The following is a 17068-nucleotide window of genomic DNA, read 5'->3' on the forward strand; positions in this document are numbered from 1 at the left end:
GGGCGGGGGTGAGGGCTCGGGCTTTCTGGCCTGAGGGTGGGGACGCCGGGGGCACGGCGGCGGGGGTGCCTGGGTTTGTGCACTCGGACTTCGCGCCGGTGGTGGTGGCCGTCGCGGAACGGTGTCTGCGACGGGGGTACGGGTCGGCGGGAGTGCCCGCCGAGGTACGGACGGGGATCGTGCTGGTCAGCGCCAGCGGCGATCTCGCCAGCGCCCAGCACGTACGGGCCACCGTCGAGGCCGGCGGGCGGATCGGCCCACTGTTCTTCTTCCAGTCCGTGCCCAACAGCGTCGCCGGGCACCTCGCGGCCCGCTGGGGCCTGCGCGGCCCGGTGGTCTGCCTCAGCCCGACCGGCGACCCGTACACCGACGGTGTCGCCGAGGCCGACCTGCTGCGCGACGACGGCGACGCCGACGAGGTGTTGCTGATCCTGATCGAACAGGCACCCGACGGGCCGACCGAGGCTGTCGCGGTGCTGCTGGGGGGAGGAGCACGACCATGAGGACACGGGGACTGCGCGGCGCACTGGCCGCCGACACCGAGCTGGGTGCGGGGAACGTCCTGGCCCGGGTGCTGGCGCACGGCGCCGACCCGGACGGGCCCGGCCTGACCTTCGACACCGCCGTCGACGGGCACCCCGCCGAGACGCCGCTGACGCTGGGGCGGCTCGACGAGCGGGTCGCCGCCCGCGCCGCCTGGCTGCACGAACAAGGGGTACGCCCCCGCGACCCGGTCGCCGTCTGGGCCTCCACCGCGGCCGACATGGTGCTCAGCTACCTGGCGCTGGCCCGGCTCGGGGCGATCCCGGCGCTGATGAACGGCAAACTCCGCCCGGAGATCGCCGCCGAGTACATCCGCCGCCTGCGGGGCGTCGGTGTGCTGGCCGACGACGCGCACACCGCGTCGCTGGCCGGGCGCGACCTGGGCGTACCCCTGCTCGGCACCCCCGCGCAGGCCGGCACGGGTGACCCGGCCACGGCCCCGGCGCACTACCGGCACCACCCGGACGACCCAATCGTGATCACCCACACCTCCGGGACGACCGGGGTGCCCAAGGCGGTGCTGCACTCGCACGCCAGCCTCTTCGCGGCCACCCGGCACCTGCTCACCATGCCGCAGGCACAGGGCACCACCCGGATCCTCAACGCGCTGCCCGCACCGCACACCGCCACGGTGCTGATGGTCAACCAGGCGCTGGGCAACCGCGCGCAGATGTTCCTGCTCTCCGAGCAGGGCGGCGAGCGGGTGCTGGACGCCATCCAACGCTGGCGCCCCGACGGGGTGTTCGGTTTCTCGGTCACCTGGGCGGAGCTGGCCCGCTTCGACCTGTCCGGGTACGACCTGGACTCGGTGCGGCTGTGGTTCAACACCGGCGACGCCTCGCACGAGCCGCACATCCGTCGTCTCGTCGCGGTCGGTTGGCGCGACACCATCACCCGCGACGGGGTGGCGAAGGTGCCCGGCTCGGTCTTCATCGACGGGCTGGGCTCCAGCGAGATGGGGCACTCGATGTTCCACATCACCCACCGCGCCGACACCGACCGGTACGGCCGCTGCATCGGCCGCCCGTACCAGTTCGCCAAGGTCGCGGTGCTCGACGCCGACGGCGAGCCGGTGCCGGTCGGCGAGGTGGGTTTCCTGGGCATCGACTCGCCGTCGCTGTTCCGGGGCTACTGGAACGACTCGGTCACCACCTACCGCTTCCGCCAGCGCGGCTGGTACCTCACCGGTGACCTGGTCCGGGCCGACACCGACGGCCGCTACTACCACCTGGACCGGGCGGTGGACTCAGTCGACGCCGGCGACGGGCGGCGCTTCTACACAGCGCTGTCCGAGGAGCGCGTCCTCGCCGCCTGCCCGGACGTCACCGACTGCACTGTGGTGATCGTCGCCGAGGCCGGCGCGGTCGTCACCGACGTGCTGCTGGAGTTGGCCGCCGGCGCAGACGAGGCCGAGGACCGCACCGAGCGGGTCCGCGACGCCCTCGGCCCGGACGTCGGCGCCACACTGCGCCGGGTCGTGCCGGTGCGCTCCGCCGACATCCCGGTCACCGTGACCGGCAAGGTCCGCAAGGTGGTCCTGCGCGAGCGCTACCTCACCGAGGCAACTTCGTGACCGCGTTGATCACGGGGATGGGTCTGTTCACCCCGGTCGGGCGGGGCGTCGAGGAGACCTTCGACGCGCTGACCACCGGCCGGTCCGGGTTGACCCGCCCGCCCGAGGGCCACCTGGTCAGCGAGTCGCTGGACGTGGCCGGCCTGCTGCCCGCCATCGACGCGCGGACAGTGGCGTCCGGGCCGGAGACCCGGGTGCTGGACCGGATCGTCGTCCTCGCCCTGCTCGCCGCCGCCGACGCTCTCGCCGACGCCGGCATCGAGGTGGGCCGCGACGTCGACCCCGACCGGATCGGTGTGATCGTCGGTGGGGTCGGCGGGATGGCCACACTGGAGTCACAGGTGCTGGCCCGCGCGGCCCGGGGTCGGGCGGCGGTCAGCCCGTACCTGCTCACCGGGATCCTGCCGAACATGCCGGCGGCGCGGATCGCCATCGCGCACGGCATCCGCGGCTACAGCTCGTCGGTCGGCACCGCCTGCGCCTCCGGCGCCCAGGCGGTCGCCGACGGGGTGCGGCTCATCGCGACCGGAGAGGTCGACGTGGTGCTCTGCGGGGCCAGCGAGGCACCGCTCTTCCCGACATTCGCCGACACCTTCGGCAACGCGCGGGCGTTGGCGCGCGCCGGCACCGACCCGGGCCGGGCGAGTCGGCCGTTCGACACCTCCCGCAGCGGGTTTGTCCTGTCCGAGGGTGCCGCGCTGCTGGTGCTCGAACGCGCCGAGCACGCGGCGGCGCGCGGCGTCGCCGGGTACGCCGAGGTGGCCGGCCACGGCGCGACGACGGACGCGTACCACCCGACCGCCCCCCGCCCGGACGGTGCCGGCGCGACGGCGTGCATCCGCCGGGCGCTGCGCAGCGCCGGTGTGCCGGCGGCGGCAGTCGGTTACGTCAACGCGCACGGCACCGGCACGAAGCTCGGTGACATCGCGGAGACCACCGCCCTGGCCGACGTCTTCGGCGTCGGCGGTGTGCCGGTCAGCTCCACCAAGGCGCTCACCGGTCACCTGCTCGGTGCCTCCGGGGTGCTGGAGGCGGCGGCCACGGCGTTGGCGCTCGGTCGGGGGCTGCTGCCGCCGACGTACCACCTCGACGATCCGGATCCGGCCTGCCCGGCGGACCACATCCGTGGCACGCCCCGCAAGGCCGACCTGGAGTACGCGGTCACCAACTCGTTCGGGTTCGGCGGCCAGAACGTGAGCCTGCTGCTGGCCCGCGTCGCCGAGCCGAGGGGGTGATCGAGGCGGCATCCCGGGCGGGGTGTGCCCGGACGGCAACACAGGGGGAATCGGGTGGGAAGGGTTTCAGGGGACATGGACATCCGTGGTATCGACCACATCGAACTCTACGTGGGGGACGCCCGACAGGCGGCCTTCTACTTCAGCACTGCCGTCGGTTTCGAGATCTGTGGCCAGGGTGGTCCGGAGACGGGGCTGGCGGGGCAGCGCTCGCTGCTGCTGTGCCACGGCGACATCCGGTTGCTGCTCACCTCCGGGTTGAGCGCCGAGCATCCGGCGTCGCGGTACGTGCAACGCCACGGTGACGGCATCGGGGTCGTCGCGGTCGAGGTCGACGACGTGTCGGCCGCGTACGCCGAGCTGGTGGGTCGGGGCGCGACCGGGGTGACGCCGCCGACCACCCGCACCGGCGCGGACGCCGAGGTGGTGATCGCCGAGGTGGACGGTTTTGCCGACGTGCGGCACCGGCTGGTGCAGCGCCGGGGCGAGGGAGGCGAGTTCCTGCCCGGCGCCATCACCGCTGCGCTGTCTACGCAGGACGGTCACCCGCCGGTGCTCGCCGAGATCGACCACCTGGCGGTCTGCGTGCCGCCCGGCCAACTGGACGAGACGGTGCGGCACTTCGAGGCGCTGTTCGACTTCGCGCAGATCTTCGAAGAGCACATCGAGGTCGACGGGCAGGGGATGAACTCCAAGGTGGTGCAGAGTCCGTCCGGGCGGGTCACAGTCGTGCTGCTCGAACCGGACCGCAGTCGGCGGCCCGGGCAGATCGACGCGTTCCTCGACCAGCACGCTGGTGGGGGAGTGCAGCACCTGGGACTGCGCACCGACGACATCGTCGGCGCGGTCGAGGCGCTGGGCCGGCGCGGGGTGCGCTTCGCCGGCACTCCCGCCAGCTACTACGACGCCCTGGAGGCGCGGGTCGGTCGGATCGACGCCCCACTGCACCGGCTGCGTGAGCTGGGTGTGCTCGTCGACTCCGACCACGACGGTCAGCTGTTGCAGATCTTCGCCGAGTCGATGCACGTACGTCGCACGCTCTTCCTGGAGCTGATCGAGCGACGCGGCGCGCGGGGCTTCGGCAGCGGCAACATCAAGGCGCTCTACGAGGCCAAGGAACGGGAACTGGCCGCCGTGGCGGCCACACCACAGGGGGTGGGGGCATGACCGCTACCGAGTTCGAACCCGCGCTGACCGCTGAGGAACAGGCGCTGCTGCCGTCCGACGACGACGTGCGGCACTACGCCGAGCACGGCTGGTACCTGTCGAAAAAGGTGTTTACCGACGACGAGGTGGACGCCCTCGCCGCCGCCGCGCAGCGCTACTACGACGGGGAGCGGGACCGGCGGCTGCCGGTACGCCCACCGAAGCTGGCCTACTGGGAGCAGTCCTTGGGCCCGGTGCAGCGGCACAACGACTACGTCCACCACGAGCACGACGGGCTCGGCGCGATCCTGCGCAAGCCGCTGCTCGGCGCGGTCGCCGCCCGGCTCGCCCAGGCCGACGAGATCCGGGTCTTCCAGTCCACGCTGATCTACAAGCCGCCGATCTCCGGCGAGCCGAGCAACATCGTGCCCTGGCACTTCGACAAGCACTACTGGGCGTCCTCGTCGTCGGGGAAGATGCTCACCGCGTTCATCCCCTTCCACGACTGCGGGGAGGAGATGGGCACCATCACGATGGTCGACGGTTCGCACCGGTGGAAGGAGATCGGCGCCGACGACACAGTGGTGCGGCACTTCGCCGACCGGGACCGCGGCCAGCTGGAGGAGATGCTGGCCGAGAACGCCGCGTACAACGGCGCGGAGATCCGCAAGATCCCGATGGTGATCCCCAAGGGACACGTGAGCTTCCACCACTGCCGCACCTACCACGGCAGCGGCCCCAACGTCAGCGGTCGCCCCCGACAGGCGATCTCGCTGCACCTTCAGGACGGCGACAACGCCTGGCGGGAGTATCCACTCTCCGACGGCACGCTCGCCGCGTACAACCACGACGTGCTGGTCCGCCGCACCCACGACGGGCGGCCGGACTACGCGGACCCCGACTACTGCCCGGTCATCTGGCGCCACCGCGCCCAGCAGGAAGGCTGATGTGACCGACGCCGACCCGGTCCGGCTCTACCGCACGGTCCGGCTGATCCGCCGGTTCGAGGAACGGGCGGTGGAGCTGGTCCACGGCGGGCAGATCGTCGGCGGCATCCACCCGTACCTCGGTCAGGAGGGGATCGCCACCGGCGTCTGCGCCGCGCTCGGCGCCGACGACGTGCTCGCCGGCACTCACCGCGGGCACGGGCACGTCCTGGCCCGCGGGGCCGACCCGGCCCGGATGCTCGCCGAGCTGTGCGGCCGGGTCACCGGCCTCAACGCCGGCCGGGGCGGTTCGATGCACGCCGCCGACCTGAGCATCGGCGTGCTCGGCGCCAACGCGATCGTCGGTGCCTCCGGGGCGATCATCACGGGCGCGGTCTGGGCCCACCGCCGCCGGGGCCGCGACACCGTCGGGGTGAGCTTCTTCGGCGACGGCGCGGTCAACGAGGGGATGCTGCTGGAGGCGTTCAACCTGGCAGCGCTCTGGCGGGTGCCGGTGCTGTTCGTCTGCGAGAACAACGGTTACGCCACCACCATGCCGGTCGCCGGCGCGGTGGCCGGCAGCATCGCCGGCCGGGCCGCCGCGTTCGACATCCCGGCCGTCCAGGTGGACGGCCAGGACCCCGAGACGGTACGCGTCGCCGCGTGCGCCGCCGTCGACCGGATGCGCGCCGGCGGCGGTCCCGAGCTGATCGAGGCCCGGACCTACCGCTTCGACGCCCACCACACCTTCGAACACGCGGTACGCCTCGACTACCGGCCACCCGACGAGGTGTCCCGTGGCCGGGCCCGCGACCCGGTCCGCATCCAGGGCGAACGCCTCACCGACACCGACCGCGCCGCCGTGGACGCCGAGGTCGAAGCGACCCTCGACGAGGCGGTGCGGTTCGCCCTGAACAGCCCGGAACCCGACCCGGCCGACGCGTTGACCTACCTGTACGCCAGCGGCCTGACCGCCCGCACCGGAGGTGGCTGAATGACCGCATGCACCGGAGGTGGCTGAGGTGCCCCGACTGTCGTACCGCCGGGCACTGACCCGGGCCCTCGGTGACGAGTTGGCCCGCGACGAGGCGGTGTTTCTGCTCGGCGAGGACGTCCAGGTCGGGGCGTCGCTGGTGACCACCGGGCTGGCCAAGCGGTTCGGCGCCGAACGGGTCCGTGACACCCCCCTGTCCGAGCAGGCGTTCACCAGCTTCGCCACCGGGGCGGCGCTGGCCGGGCTGCGGCCGGTGATCGAGTTCCAGATCCCGTCGCTGCTGTTCCTGGTCTTCGAGCAGATCGTCAACCACGCGCACAAGTTTCCGTTGATGACCGGCGGGCAGTGCCGTGTCCCCGTCACCTACCTGGTGCCCGGCTCCGGCTCGCGTACCGGGTGGGCCGGGCAGCACTCCGACCACCCGTACAGCCTCTTCGCCCACGTCGGCGTGGTCACCGTCGTGCCGGCCACCCCGGCCGATGCGTACGGGCTGCTGGTCACCGCGATCCGCCACGACGACCCGGTGGTGGTGTTCGCGCCGGCCGGCGCGATGGACGTGCGTGACGATGTCGACGACCTGACGCCGGTGCCGCTGGGCCGGGGACGGATCCACCGCTTCGGCGACCACGTGACAGTGGTCGCGATCGGGCACCTGGTGCACGACGCGCTCGCCGTCGCCGAGGAGTTGGCCGAGCAGGTCTCGGTGGAGGTGTTCGACCCGCGCACCCTGTACCCGTTCGACATCGACGGTCTCACCGAGTCGGTTGCCCGCACCGGACGCCTCGTGGTGCTCGACGACTCCAACCGTTCCTGCGGGATGGCCGCCGAGATCATCGCGAGCGTGGTGGAGCGGGTCCGGCTGCTCGCCCCGCCGCGCCGGGTCACCCGCCCGGACGGGGCGGTGCTGCCGTTCGCCCCCGGGCTGGACCGGGCCGTCCAGCCCGGCCGCGACCAGCTCGCCACCGCCATCCACCTGACCATGAAGGACGGATCATGATCGACCCGAACTATCCGTGGCCGGCGGCCGACCGGGCCTGGACCGACCTTCCGGAGTCGGCCCGTCGGGCCATGGTGGCCAGTGGGGCGGCGGCCTGGGAGCAGGTCTTCCACGGCCGAGCCACCTACAACAAGCAGTGGCGGTTGGCCCGCCCCCCGGTGCTCACCGCCGCCGCCTGGCGGGAGCTCAACGAGGTCTGCGACCGGCTCGCCCAGCTCATCCTCGACGCCTGCCGTCGGCGGGCCGGCACCGCCGGTGAGCTGCGCCGGCTGCTCGGCGTACCGGCGGGGGAGACCCGTCTGCTGGACGAGGCCGAGCCGCTGACCGAGGCGCTGCTGGCCGCGTACCGCCCGGACGTGATCTTCTCCGCCGGGGTGCCGAAGTTCGTCGAGTACAACATCGACAGCAGTCTCGGCGGCGGGTTCGACGCCGACACCGTCATCCAGCGGTACGAGGGCGTCTACCGGGAGCACGGCATCCTCGACGACCTGCCGGTGCGGGCCGCGCCGTCGCTGCTGGACCAGCGGTTCGTGGCGATCCGCGAGGAGTTGCGACTGCCCGAGGGTGCCCGCGTGGCGCTGCTGATGGACTTCGACGGCGACTACCCGGGCCTCGACGACCCGCAGACGTTCATCCGGATCCTCGACCCCCTCGCCGTACGGGCCCGCGACTTCGGCATCGATCTGGTCATCGCCCCGGTCGCCACCGCCACAGTGGACGCTGACAACCGCCTGGTCGTCGACGGCGCACCCGTCGACGCGCTGTTCCGGTTGTTCGTGCCCAACCGGGTCACCGCGACCGCCGGTCTGGACGCGGTGGCCGTGGCCCTCGCCGCCGGCACCCTGCCGATGTTCGTGTCGGCGGCGGCCTGGCTGCTCGGCAACAAGACCACGTTCGGTTGGCTGTGGGAGGACGTGGACGGGCTACCCGCCGACGACCAGGCGCTGATCCGCCGGCACGTGCCGTACACGGTGCCGTTGACCGCCGCGGTGCTCGACCGGGCCATCGCCGAGCAGGCCACGTTGGTGGCGAAGCCGGCCGACGGTTCGGCCGGGCACGGTGTGCTGCTCGGCCCGGAGTTGAGCGCGGCGGACTGGGCCGACGGTGTGCGGGCCGCCGTCGATCAGGGCGGCGCCATCCTTCAGGAGTACCTGCCGACCGACCGGGTGTCGATGGACTTCGTCCAGATCGAGACCGGCGAGACGGTCACCGCCGACGTCCCGTACTCCCTGGCCCCGTACCTGTTCGGCCGGCACGCCTCCGGCGGCCTGGCGAGGGTCGGCTACCCCGGCTGCGACGGCGTCCTCAACCTGGCCCACGGCGTCCTCCTGACCGGAATCCTCCTGACCGACCAACCCCCGGACCTCTCTCCCGCTTGATCATGGGGTTAGCGGGGCCCTGGGCCGCTATGGCCCCGCCAACCTCATGATCACCGCGGCCGGGGAGCCGGCGGGAGAGGGTGCGGAGGGTCTGGGCTGTTGCTATTGCGTCGCTGCGGGCGCTGCCGTGGCGGCCGTCGGTGCTGTAGAGGGTGGGGTCGGCAGTCAGGGGATGGTCGGTCAGGTGCACGTGGATCGTGCTCAGACGCTCGGCCAGACTTGCGGTGTGTGCCGACAGGCGGCGCATTCGCTCGCCCAGGCCGGGCCGGAGGTGCTCGGGAACCGCCGGGCTGTGCGAGACGTCGAACATGCCCACTGTGATCACGTCGGCGCCCCCGTCGCGCAACGCGATGATCATCGCGGTCAGCTCGGCGTCCACCGCCTCCGCGTCGTACGCCGGGTGGAAGGCGTCGTTGCCGCCGCAGACGACCAGCGCCAGGTCCGGTGCGAAGGCCAGCGCCGGGGCGAGCTGGGTGGCACCCACCTGGTGCGCGCGCAGCCCACGTCGACCCAGATTCCGGTACGCCAGCTCGGGGCTCACGGCGGTCAGCTCGGCGGCGACCCGGTCGACCCACTGCACGTCCGGGTAGCCCGGTGTCGGCTCACACATGCCCTCCACGACGCTGTCGCCGAGCGCCACGAACCGCCGCCACGGGTGTCCGCTCAGCAGTTCGGTGGCCTCCCCGGGGCGCAGACAGTACGGGTCCGTCGATTCGGTGAGCGTCGATGGCATGCCGGCACGCTAGCCGACCGCCGGGCCGCCGGGCCAGGCTCACCCGGTCAGGCTGACCTCGGCCAGGTAGACACAGGTCCGCCCCTCGTGCGACGAGTAGTAGCTCACCCACAGCAGTTCGTCGTGCCAGACCAGACCGGGGTAGCTGGTGTCGCCGCCGGACGGCAGCGCGACCAGCTCGGTCAGCTCACCCTGGTCCGGGTCGACGACGCAGATCGCGGTGCGGACCTCGCCGTCGTGCAGGCGCACCCCGGCCAGCAGCAGCCCGTCGGGCAGTCGGAGCAGCGTCGGCCCGCCTACCTGGACACCCAGATCCGTCCAGGTCCAGTCCCGGTACGGCGGCACGGCCCTGCCGAGCTGCGCGCTCGCGGTGGCCGCGTCCCGCCGCAGCAGGCAGAGGGCGGTGCCGTCCGGGGCGAAGACCAGACCGGACTCGTTGGGGTACCCGTCCTCGAACAGCATCGGCACCCAGGGCTTCAGGTCCACACCGTCCGTGCTGCGGTAGAGCCGGGCGAACCTCGGCTCCCGGGTGGCGTAGCCGACGCCGTACATAGCGTCGTCGTGCCAGGCCGCTCGCCACACCCAGACGCCCGGCTCGCCCGCCGGGGTCGGATCGCCCCAGGCGTGCCCGTCAATGGAGAGCCAGGTCACCGTCTGGAACGTCTTGGTGGCCGCGCCGGTGGCGGCCGCCGCCAGCAGTTGCAGCCGCCCGTCGGGGCGCGCCACGAAGCGCGGGTCGCGCAGGTCGGTGCCGGCCCGCGCGATGACGGTCGCGGAGGTCCAGGACCGGCCGTCGGTCGAGGTCAGCACCCGGATCACGCCGTCGTCGCTGAGGTGGGTGCGGGCCTCCCGGAAGGCGCAGAACCAGCTCCCGGCGTACCGGACGAGGTCGGTGAACGCGCTGTGCGGCGCGCTGTCGCCGATCCGGCGCACGGCGGTGACCTCTGCGGTGCGGCGGCGGGTGGGTGACGACGTCATGCGCGGCGGCCTCCAGGTGCGGTGACGACGATCGACGCTAGCCGTCCCCGGCCGACGCCCGCGCGGCCAGCAGCCGAACGTCCGACGAACAACGCGCGGACGCTGTCGGATTGACGTCGCGGACGACACGGCGTCGGCGCGCTGGGGTGGGCTGTTGGCACCCAGCGCCCACGATGAGTGGTGGGCCGACGGCAGAATCGATCGGCGAGGGGAGTGACTGCATGGTCGGTTCGTTCCTTCAGGCCCTCGCGACGAAACTGGTCGAGGAGATCCTCAAGCTTCTGGTTCAGTGGCTGGCGCCGAAGGCGCTGCGGTCGGTGCCGCACCGCGCCTCGCCGAACTGCCCGCGCTGTGGCGGGTACGGGGTCCGCCGCTGGGCGCCCGGCGGCATGTGGATGTTCCTGCCGTCCCTGCTGGCCTTCGCCTGGGGTTTCGGGTTCACACTGCTCGGTGTGCCGGTGGTCGTGCTCACGGTGGTCGCCGTGTTGGTCTCCGACGGCGTCGGGGGAGTGCCGACCGCGCTGTTCGCGCCGCTCGGCCTGTTGGTCCCCGCCGCGCTGATGGTCGCGGGCGCGTTCGGCCTGGCGCACTACCACAGCTACCCGCCGAAGTGGTGCGCCCGCTGCCACGGCCGGTGGCCACGGCGGGAGCGGGACGAATACCTACGGGCGTCGGCCCCGGTGGTGACCTGTGGCTGCGGTCAGCGGCTACGGGTGCCCCGGACGGCCGCGGGGGCGCGACTGCGTTGCCCACGCTGCCGTACCGAACACGCCGCCCCGGCCGCGGCCGGGCGCTAGCCGTCGGTCGGCCCCCGTTCGGGGCTGTGGGTCGGGCAGCGCGAGCGCGATCCGACGGACGTCGTCCCAGCTGGCCACGCAAACACGGTACGCGCCCACGGTCAGGGTCGCGTCAGGACGTGACGGCGGGGGTGGACTGCGTCTGCGTCTGCGACTCGGACGAGCGGGCCAGCAGCGGGCACGCGGTGATCACCAGGCACGCAGCGGCCATGGTCAGCAGGGCCGGGGTGAATCCCAGCGCGTCCACCGACCAGCCGCCGAGCAGCGCGCCGACCGGCAACCCGACGAACGCCAACGAACCGGCGATGCCGATCACCCGGGTCTGCAACTCCGGCGGCACCCGCTCGTAGAGCGCCACTCCGAGCAGCGGGTTGACGGCCGCGATGCCGATTCCGGACAGGAACGTCACCACGAGCACCACCGGCAGCTCGTCGCTGATGGCCAGCGCCACCAGCCGGGGCGTGCCGGCGACCAACGCGCCGACCAGGAACGTCAGCCGCCGGGGCAGCCGGGGCCCGAGCGCGGTGAACACCAGGTTGCCCAGCAGCGCGCCCGCCGAGAACGCCGCCAACACCAGGCCGAGGCCGCTCGGGCCGGGCAGCTCCCGGGCGACCCAGACCGGGATGTAGACGGCCACGCTGGCGTTGGCCACCATGTTCAGCGCCGAGATCACGGCGAGCATGCCGAGCAGCGGCCGGTCCCGACCCAGGTAGCTGAAGCCACCCCGCAGGGCGCGCAGGTAACTTTCCGGCTGGGTGGGTTGCGTCGGGACGGCCGGCGGGCGGACCAGGACGCCGATGAGCAGGGCGCAGACCCCGAAGCTGGCCGCGTCGATGAGGATCGCCTCGGTCACCCCGAAGACGGCGATCAGCAGGCCGCCCACTGCGGCGCCGAACAGTGTCACCACCCGGCTGAGCCCGTCGTACGCGGAGGTCAGCCGGATCAACGGCACTCCGGCGGCCTCCGCGGCCGGGCGGAACATCACGTGCTTCACCCGGTCCCCGATGCCCCGCAGCGCGCCGGCCACCGCGACGAGCGCCACCAGCGGGACGAAGCCCAACCACGGGGTCAGCGCCACGACGACCATCACCACCGCGCTGCCCGCGTCGCAGAGGATCGAGGTACGGCGCAGGCCGATCCGGTCCGCCCACGGCGTGCCCAACGCGCTGGACAGCAGGTACGGCAGGGTCTCGGCGAACGCGACCAGACCCATCTTGGTCGGGCTGCCGGTGGTGACCAGCACCAGCCACGGAATGGTCACCACCGAGATGCGGGTGCCCAGGTTGGAGACCAGGTCCGCGCTGACCAGGACGACCAGTTGCCGGCGGGGGGTCACGCCCCGACCGCCGCCGCCCGACGGGCCGCGTACCGCGCGCGCAGCGCCCGCTTGTCCACCTTCATCGACCGGTTCACCGGCAGCCGGTCGAGGAACTCGACCCCGGCCGGCGCCCACATCTTGTTGAGTTCGGCGGTCACCAGGTCGATCAGTTCCGCCCCGGTGACAGCCGCGCCCGGCCCGAGCACCACGTACGCGTACGGCACCTCGCCGACCGTCTCGTCCGGCACGCCGATCACGGCGGCGGCCCGTACCTCGGGGTGCCCGACCAGCACGTCCTCGATGGGTCGGCAGAAGATCGCCCAGTTCCGTCGATGCGTGACGATCATGTCGTGTGCCCGGTCGACGAGGTAGAGGTAGCCGTCGTCGTCGAGGTGGCCGATGTCGCGGGTTCGCACCCACCCGTCGACGAGGGTCTGCGCGGTCAGCTCCGGCTGGCCGTGGTAGCCGGCGAAGCTCAGTCGGGTCCGCACCCACACCTCGCCGTCGCGGCCCGCCGGCAGCACCGCGCCGTCGTCGTCGCGGATCTCGATGCGGACGTCGCCGTAGGGCCGCCCGCAGGAGCGCAACCGCTCCGGGTGCTCCGGATCGTCGGTCAGCCCGGGCAGCGCGGTGATCACGACCGCCTCGCTGAGGCCGTACACGATGCGCAGCACCGGACCGAACCGCGCGATGGCCTGGCGCAGCCGGGCGGGCGCGGCGGGCCCGGCACCCACGTTGAACATGAACATGGCGGAGAAGTCCGCGCCGACCAGTGCCGGGTGGTCCAACACCTCGTAGAGCATCGGCGGGGTGACGAAGGTCGAGTTGATCCGCTCCCGTTGCACGGTGTCCACGAAGGCCACCGGGTCCCAGTCGTCGCGCAGGAACAGCACTCCGCCGGTGAACAGGTTGAACAGCGTGGTGATCTGCCCGCTGGCCAGCCACATCGGAGAATGCGACAGGTGCCGCAGCAACGGGAACCCGGCGGCGCGGAAGTCGGCGGCCAGGGCGAGGATCTGGGCGTAGAAGCTCTCCCGGTGGTGCACCAGCTTGGGGCTGCCGGTGGTGCCGCTGGTCTGCAGGAACGACTCGGGCGCCGGCACGGGCGCCGGCAGCTCCGCCACGTCGGTGTCGGCGGTGAGGTCGGGGCCGGCGCCACCCGCGCCCAGACAGCAGACCGGTGTGCCGGGCAGCGCGGCGGCCAGCTCCGGGCCCAGACTGGCCCGATCCCGGGCGTCGTAGACCAGGGCGTCCGGGCGGGCCAACCGGATGAACTCGTCGACCTCCCGGCGCGCGGTCACCGGTGCGACCCACATCGTCCGGCAGCCGAGCAGATGCAGGGCCAGTTGCAGCAGCGGACCCTCCACCGCGTTCGCGACGGTCACCAGCACCGCCGAGCCGGGCCGTACGCCGTGCCGGGTCAACGTCGCGGCCATCGCCCGGACCCGCGCGGCGGCCTCGGTGTAGGTCAGTCGCCGATCGCCGCCGACCAGAGCCTCCCGGTCGCCGAATTCGGCGAAGAGGTCCAACACCCTGTGCACGTAGGTAGTGGTGTGCCCGGGTCCGTCAGTCATCCGGCAGCCCCCATCCGAGAATCGGCGGTCCCCGGGCAGCTCCCGGGAACGACGCGACGGTGGCGCTCGGGCGACCGCACCGCCGCCGCCTGGAAGCCTAGGCGCGAAACGGCTGGTCGGAACCGTGCCGACGGGCGATCCGAGCGGCCCGCCGGACATTTGATCGCGTCGATCAGGTTGATTGACGCCCGTCAACGGCGGCGGCTAGGTTTCTGGACCATCGTCCAGGCGGGCGCCGTCAGCGGACGGCCCTGGGCTGCCACACGATGGAGGTTCCATGGCAACGGCAACCCCGAAGAGATGGCCTGTCATCGCCGCCACGGCCGCGCTGTTGATCGCCGGCGCACCCGCCGTCGTCGCCAGCGCCGGTCCGTCCGGCACCGCCGCGAGCCGACCCGACCGCGCCGAGTGGGCGGGCAGTTGGGCCACCGCTGTCACCCGGGGCAACTCGGTCGGGTTGACCAACACCGGCCTCAACGACCAGAGCGTCCGGATGATCGTGCACGTGTCCGTGGGTGGCCCGGCGTTGCGGGTCCGCCTGAGCAACCTCTACGGCGAGCAGGCGGTCACTGTCGGCCGCGCCACCGTCGCCCGGCCGAACACCGCGACCCCCGACGACCTCTCCGACATCGACGCCGCGTCGGTGCGCCCGCTGACCTTCACCGGTGCCACCACGGCAACCATGAACCGGGGCGCCGAACTGCTCAGCGACCCGTTGGCCTTCCCGATCGCGGACGACAGCGACCTGGTGGTCACAGTGCACTTCCCGACCCCGACCGGCCCGACCACGTTCCACGGGCAGTCCCAGCAGGCCAACTTCATCGGCGCCGGGGATCTGACCGGGGCGGCCGAGGGCACCGGGTTCACCACCCGTCCCACCTGCTGCTGGTTCTTCCTCTCCGGCGTCGACGTGCAGCGCAAGGGCACCCCCGGCGCGCTGGTCGTGCTCAGCGACTCCATCGGTGACGGCAACGGCAGCACCGTCAACGCCAACCGGCGCTGGCCCGACCTGCTCTCCGACCGGCTGCTCGCCGACCGGCCGGACAAGCGCACCCCGGGCGTGCTCAACCTGAGCCTGGCCGGCAACCGGCTCAACCACGAGGGCACCGAGCCGGGCGACGGCAACTACCCGGGCTACTACCAGCTCGGCCCGAACGCGGCGGCCCGGCTCAACGAGGACGTGTTCGGCCAGACCGGGGTGCGTACCGTCGTCACCCACCTGGGCATCAACGACATCTGGATGTCGAACGACTCACCCGAGGCGATCATCGGCACGCTGCGGCAGATCAACCAGCAGCTCCAGCAGCGCGGGCTGACCAGCCTGGTGGCCACGCTGACGCCGTACGAGGGGCACGGCGCGCCGGGCGTGTGGACGCCGCAGAAGGAGGCCACCCGCCAGGCGGTGAACGCGTACCTGCGCGGTAGTCGGGAGTTCGACGGGCTGCTCGACTTCGACCGGGTGCTGCGCGACCCGGCACGGCCCAGCCAACTGCTGCCCGCGTACGACTCGGGGGACCACATCCACCCGAACGACGCCGGCAACCAGGCACTGGCAAACGCCGTGCCGCTGCGGCTGCTTGACCTGTGACATGGGCCGGGGGCGGCGGGTGATCCCCGCTGCCCCCGGTCACCGACATCGGCGGGGGAGGAGTTGGCCGTGGACGTGGACGAGATACTCACCGGCCTGTACAGCGAGGAGGGCAGACAGGACCCGTACCCGTGGTACGCGGACCTGCACCGGCTCGGCCCGATCAGCGCGGTGCCGGCGCGCGCCGAGCACCGCACGGTGGCCGCCGTCGCGGTCGGCTACGACCTCGTCGACGGGTTGCTGCGCGACCCGGAGTGGACGAAACAGCCGCCGCCGGGCTGGGAGGAGCAGGAGATCCTGCGGACCTTCCAGACCTCGATGATGTTCGTCAACCCGCCCGATCACACCCGGATGCGGCACGTCTTCTCCCGCACCTTCACGCCGCGCCGGCTCGGCGCGCTGGAACCGGTGATCCTGCGGGTGGTCGACGAGCTGCTGGACCGGATGGCGGACGCCGGGGATGGCGTTGTCGACTTCGTGGCCGACTTCGCGTACCCGATCCCGGCCCTGGTGATGGCCGAGTTCATCGGCATCCCGGCCGCCGAGTTGCCGTGGTACCGCGAGCGGGTGGAGTGGATCGACGAGTTCCTGGACGTGGCGGGGAAGACCCCGCAGCGGCTGGCCGCGGCCAACACCGCGGCGCGGGAGCTGCGGGCCTTCTATCGGGAGCTGCTCGGGCACCGCCGCCGGGTGCCCGGAGACGACCTGCTCAGCGGGTTGGTCGAGGCGCTCGACTCCGGGGAGGTGGAGCTGACCGAGGAGGAGTTGGTCAGCAACCTGATCGTGCTGTTCAACGCCAGCTTTGTCACCACCGTCTACATGTTCAGCAACGGGCTGCCGTTGCTGCTGGCCCACCCGGAGACCGTCGCGGCGTTGCCCACCGATGCCACGCTGGCCCAGGGCTGCGTCGACGAGGTGCTGCGGTTGGCGAGCCCCGTGCACTTCCTGGCCCGCGCCGCGCCGGCCGACACCGTGCTGCACGGCGTGCCGGTCGCCACTGACGACAACGTGCTGATCATGATCGGGGCGGCCAACCGGGACCCGGCGCGCTTCCCGGCCCCGGACAGTTTCGACCCGACCCGTTCCGGCTCGCCGTCGCTGGCCTTCGGGGTGGGCCCGCACTTCTGCCTCGGTGCGGCGGTGTCGCGGTTGGAGGGTCGCCTCGCGCTGCCCCGGCTGTTCGCCCGGTTCCCCGCGCTGACGGTCACCGAGACGCCGACGTACAGCGGCAGCCTGTTCCTGCGCGGCATCGACACGTTGCTGGTCAGCACCGGTGGATAGGAGCGA

Annotated in this window: 14 protein-coding genes and 1 pseudogene; 11 read left to right on the plus strand and 4 right to left on the minus strand. The window is 72.5% G+C overall.

The features are described from left to right. Positions 1-8: 8 nt before the first annotated feature. The 8 genes from ACIA47_RS29095 (at position 9) to ACIA47_RS29130 (ending at position 8793) form a co-directional block, all read left to right on the plus strand. Positions 9-503 (plus strand): beta-ketoacyl synthase chain length factor, encoded by a 495-nt coding sequence (locus tag ACIA47_RS29095; protein ID WP_396711514.1) that lies wholly within the window; start codon positions 9-11, stop codon positions 501-503. Beyond that, positions 500-2116, plus strand: coding sequence for a class I adenylate-forming enzyme family protein (locus ACIA47_RS29100; protein WP_396711515.1), 1617 nt, complete (start codon positions 500-502; stop codon positions 2114-2116). Before ACIA47_RS29095 ends, ACIA47_RS29100 begins: the two co-directional genes overlap by 4 nt. Beyond that, a complete protein-coding gene (locus tag ACIA47_RS29105) occupies positions 2113-3351 on the plus strand; it encodes a beta-ketoacyl-[acyl-carrier-protein] synthase family protein (RefSeq protein WP_396711516.1) in 1239 nt (412 codons plus the stop codon). The genes ACIA47_RS29100 and ACIA47_RS29105 overlap by 4 nt, the downstream gene beginning before the upstream one ends. Before the next feature lie 75 nt (positions 3352-3426). Further along, on the plus strand, positions 3427-4518 hold the full coding sequence (gene hppD / locus ACIA47_RS29110; RefSeq protein WP_396711517.1) for a 4-hydroxyphenylpyruvate dioxygenase: 1092 nt from the start codon (positions 3427-3429) through the stop codon (positions 4516-4518). After that, on the plus strand, positions 4515-5444 hold the full coding sequence (locus ACIA47_RS29115) for a phytanoyl-CoA dioxygenase family protein (RefSeq protein WP_396711518.1): 930 nt from the start codon (positions 4515-4517) through the stop codon (positions 5442-5444). The genes hppD and ACIA47_RS29115 overlap by 4 nt, the downstream gene beginning before the upstream one ends. A 1-nt stretch (position 5445) precedes the next feature. Beyond that, positions 5446-6417 (plus strand): thiamine pyrophosphate-dependent dehydrogenase E1 component subunit alpha, encoded by a 972-nt coding sequence (locus ACIA47_RS29120; protein ID WP_396711519.1) that lies wholly within the window; start codon positions 5446-5448, stop codon positions 6415-6417. A gap of 28 nt (positions 6418-6445) precedes the next feature. Then, on the plus strand, positions 6446-7414 hold the full coding sequence (locus ACIA47_RS29125) for an alpha-ketoacid dehydrogenase subunit beta (RefSeq protein WP_396711520.1): 969 nt from the start codon (positions 6446-6448) through the stop codon (positions 7412-7414). Continuing rightward, on the plus strand, positions 7411-8793 hold the full coding sequence (locus tag ACIA47_RS29130; protein ID WP_396711521.1) for a hypothetical protein: 1383 nt from the start codon (positions 7411-7413) through the stop codon (positions 8791-8793). Before ACIA47_RS29125 ends, ACIA47_RS29130 begins: the two co-directional genes overlap by 4 nt. 64 nt (positions 8794-8857) lie before the next feature. Here the strand turns inward: ACIA47_RS29130 and ACIA47_RS29135 are convergent. Then, positions 8858-9526 (minus strand): annotated as a pseudogene (locus tag ACIA47_RS29135) (SGNH/GDSL hydrolase family protein); the annotation flags it as partial. A 39-nt stretch (positions 9527-9565) separates the two neighbouring features. Then, positions 9566-10504: a sialidase family protein gene (locus ACIA47_RS29140; RefSeq protein WP_396711522.1), complete on the minus strand. Its 939-nt coding sequence runs from the start codon at positions 10502-10504 to the stop codon at positions 9566-9568. A gap of 221 nt (positions 10505-10725) precedes the next feature. Here ACIA47_RS29140 and ACIA47_RS29145 point away from each other — a divergent pair, with 221 nt between their 5' ends. Further along, positions 10726-11301 carry a hypothetical protein gene (locus ACIA47_RS29145; RefSeq protein ID WP_396711523.1) on the plus strand — a complete coding sequence of 192 codons (576 nt, stop codon included), beginning with the start codon at positions 10726-10728 and terminating at the stop codon, positions 11299-11301. 112 nt (positions 11302-11413) lie between these two features. Here ACIA47_RS29145 and ACIA47_RS29150 read toward each other — a convergent pair whose 3' ends face one another. Continuing rightward, positions 11414-12637, minus strand: a complete 1224-nt coding sequence (locus ACIA47_RS29150; RefSeq protein ID WP_396711524.1) for an MFS transporter — start codon at positions 12635-12637, stop codon at positions 11414-11416. Next, positions 12634-14193, minus strand: a complete 1560-nt coding sequence (locus ACIA47_RS29155) for an AMP-binding protein (protein WP_396711525.1) — start codon at positions 14191-14193, stop codon at positions 12634-12636. Before ACIA47_RS29155 ends, ACIA47_RS29150 begins: the two co-directional genes overlap by 4 nt. 310 nt (positions 14194-14503) lie before the next feature. Here ACIA47_RS29155 and ACIA47_RS29160 point away from each other — a divergent pair, with 310 nt between their 5' ends. Then, positions 14504-15781, plus strand: a complete 1278-nt coding sequence (locus ACIA47_RS29160) for an SGNH/GDSL hydrolase family protein (protein ID WP_396711580.1) — start codon at positions 14504-14506, stop codon at positions 15779-15781. Between the two features lie 69 nt (positions 15782-15850). Next, positions 15851-17062 carry a cytochrome P450 gene (locus ACIA47_RS29165; RefSeq protein ID WP_396711526.1) on the plus strand — a complete coding sequence of 404 codons (1212 nt, stop codon included), beginning with the start codon at positions 15851-15853 and terminating at the stop codon, positions 17060-17062. Positions 17063-17068 lie beyond the last annotated feature (6 nt).

Source organism: Micromonospora sp. NPDC051227 (assembly GCF_044455385.1).
GTDB lineage: Bacteria > Actinomycetota > Actinomycetes > Mycobacteriales > Micromonosporaceae > Micromonospora.

What these genes read in the sequence shown, in the direction of transcription:
- ACIA47_RS29100 (WP_396711515.1), top strand. Translation starts at nt 500, where the DNA reads ATGAGGACACGGGGACTGCGCGGCGCACTGGCCGCCGACACCGAGCTG.
- hppD (WP_396711517.1), top strand. Translation starts at nt 3,427, where the DNA reads ATGGACATCCGTGGTATCGACCACATCGAACTCTACGTGGGGGACGCC.
- ACIA47_RS29115 (WP_396711518.1), top strand. Translation starts at nt 4,515, where the DNA reads ATGACCGCTACCGAGTTCGAACCCGCGCTGACCGCTGAGGAACAGGCG.
- ACIA47_RS29130 (WP_396711521.1), top strand. Translation starts at nt 7,411, where the DNA reads ATGATCGACCCGAACTATCCGTGGCCGGCGGCCGACCGGGCCTGGACC.
- ACIA47_RS29140 (WP_396711522.1), bottom strand. Translation starts at nt 10,504, where the DNA reads ATGACGTCGTCACCCACCCGCCGCCGCACCGCAGAGGTCACCGCCGTG.
- ACIA47_RS29145 (WP_396711523.1), top strand. Translation starts at nt 10,726, where the DNA reads ATGGTCGGTTCGTTCCTTCAGGCCCTCGCGACGAAACTGGTCGAGGAG.
- ACIA47_RS29155 (WP_396711525.1), bottom strand. Translation starts at nt 14,193, where the DNA reads ATGACTGACGGACCCGGGCACACCACTACCTACGTGCACAGGGTGTTG.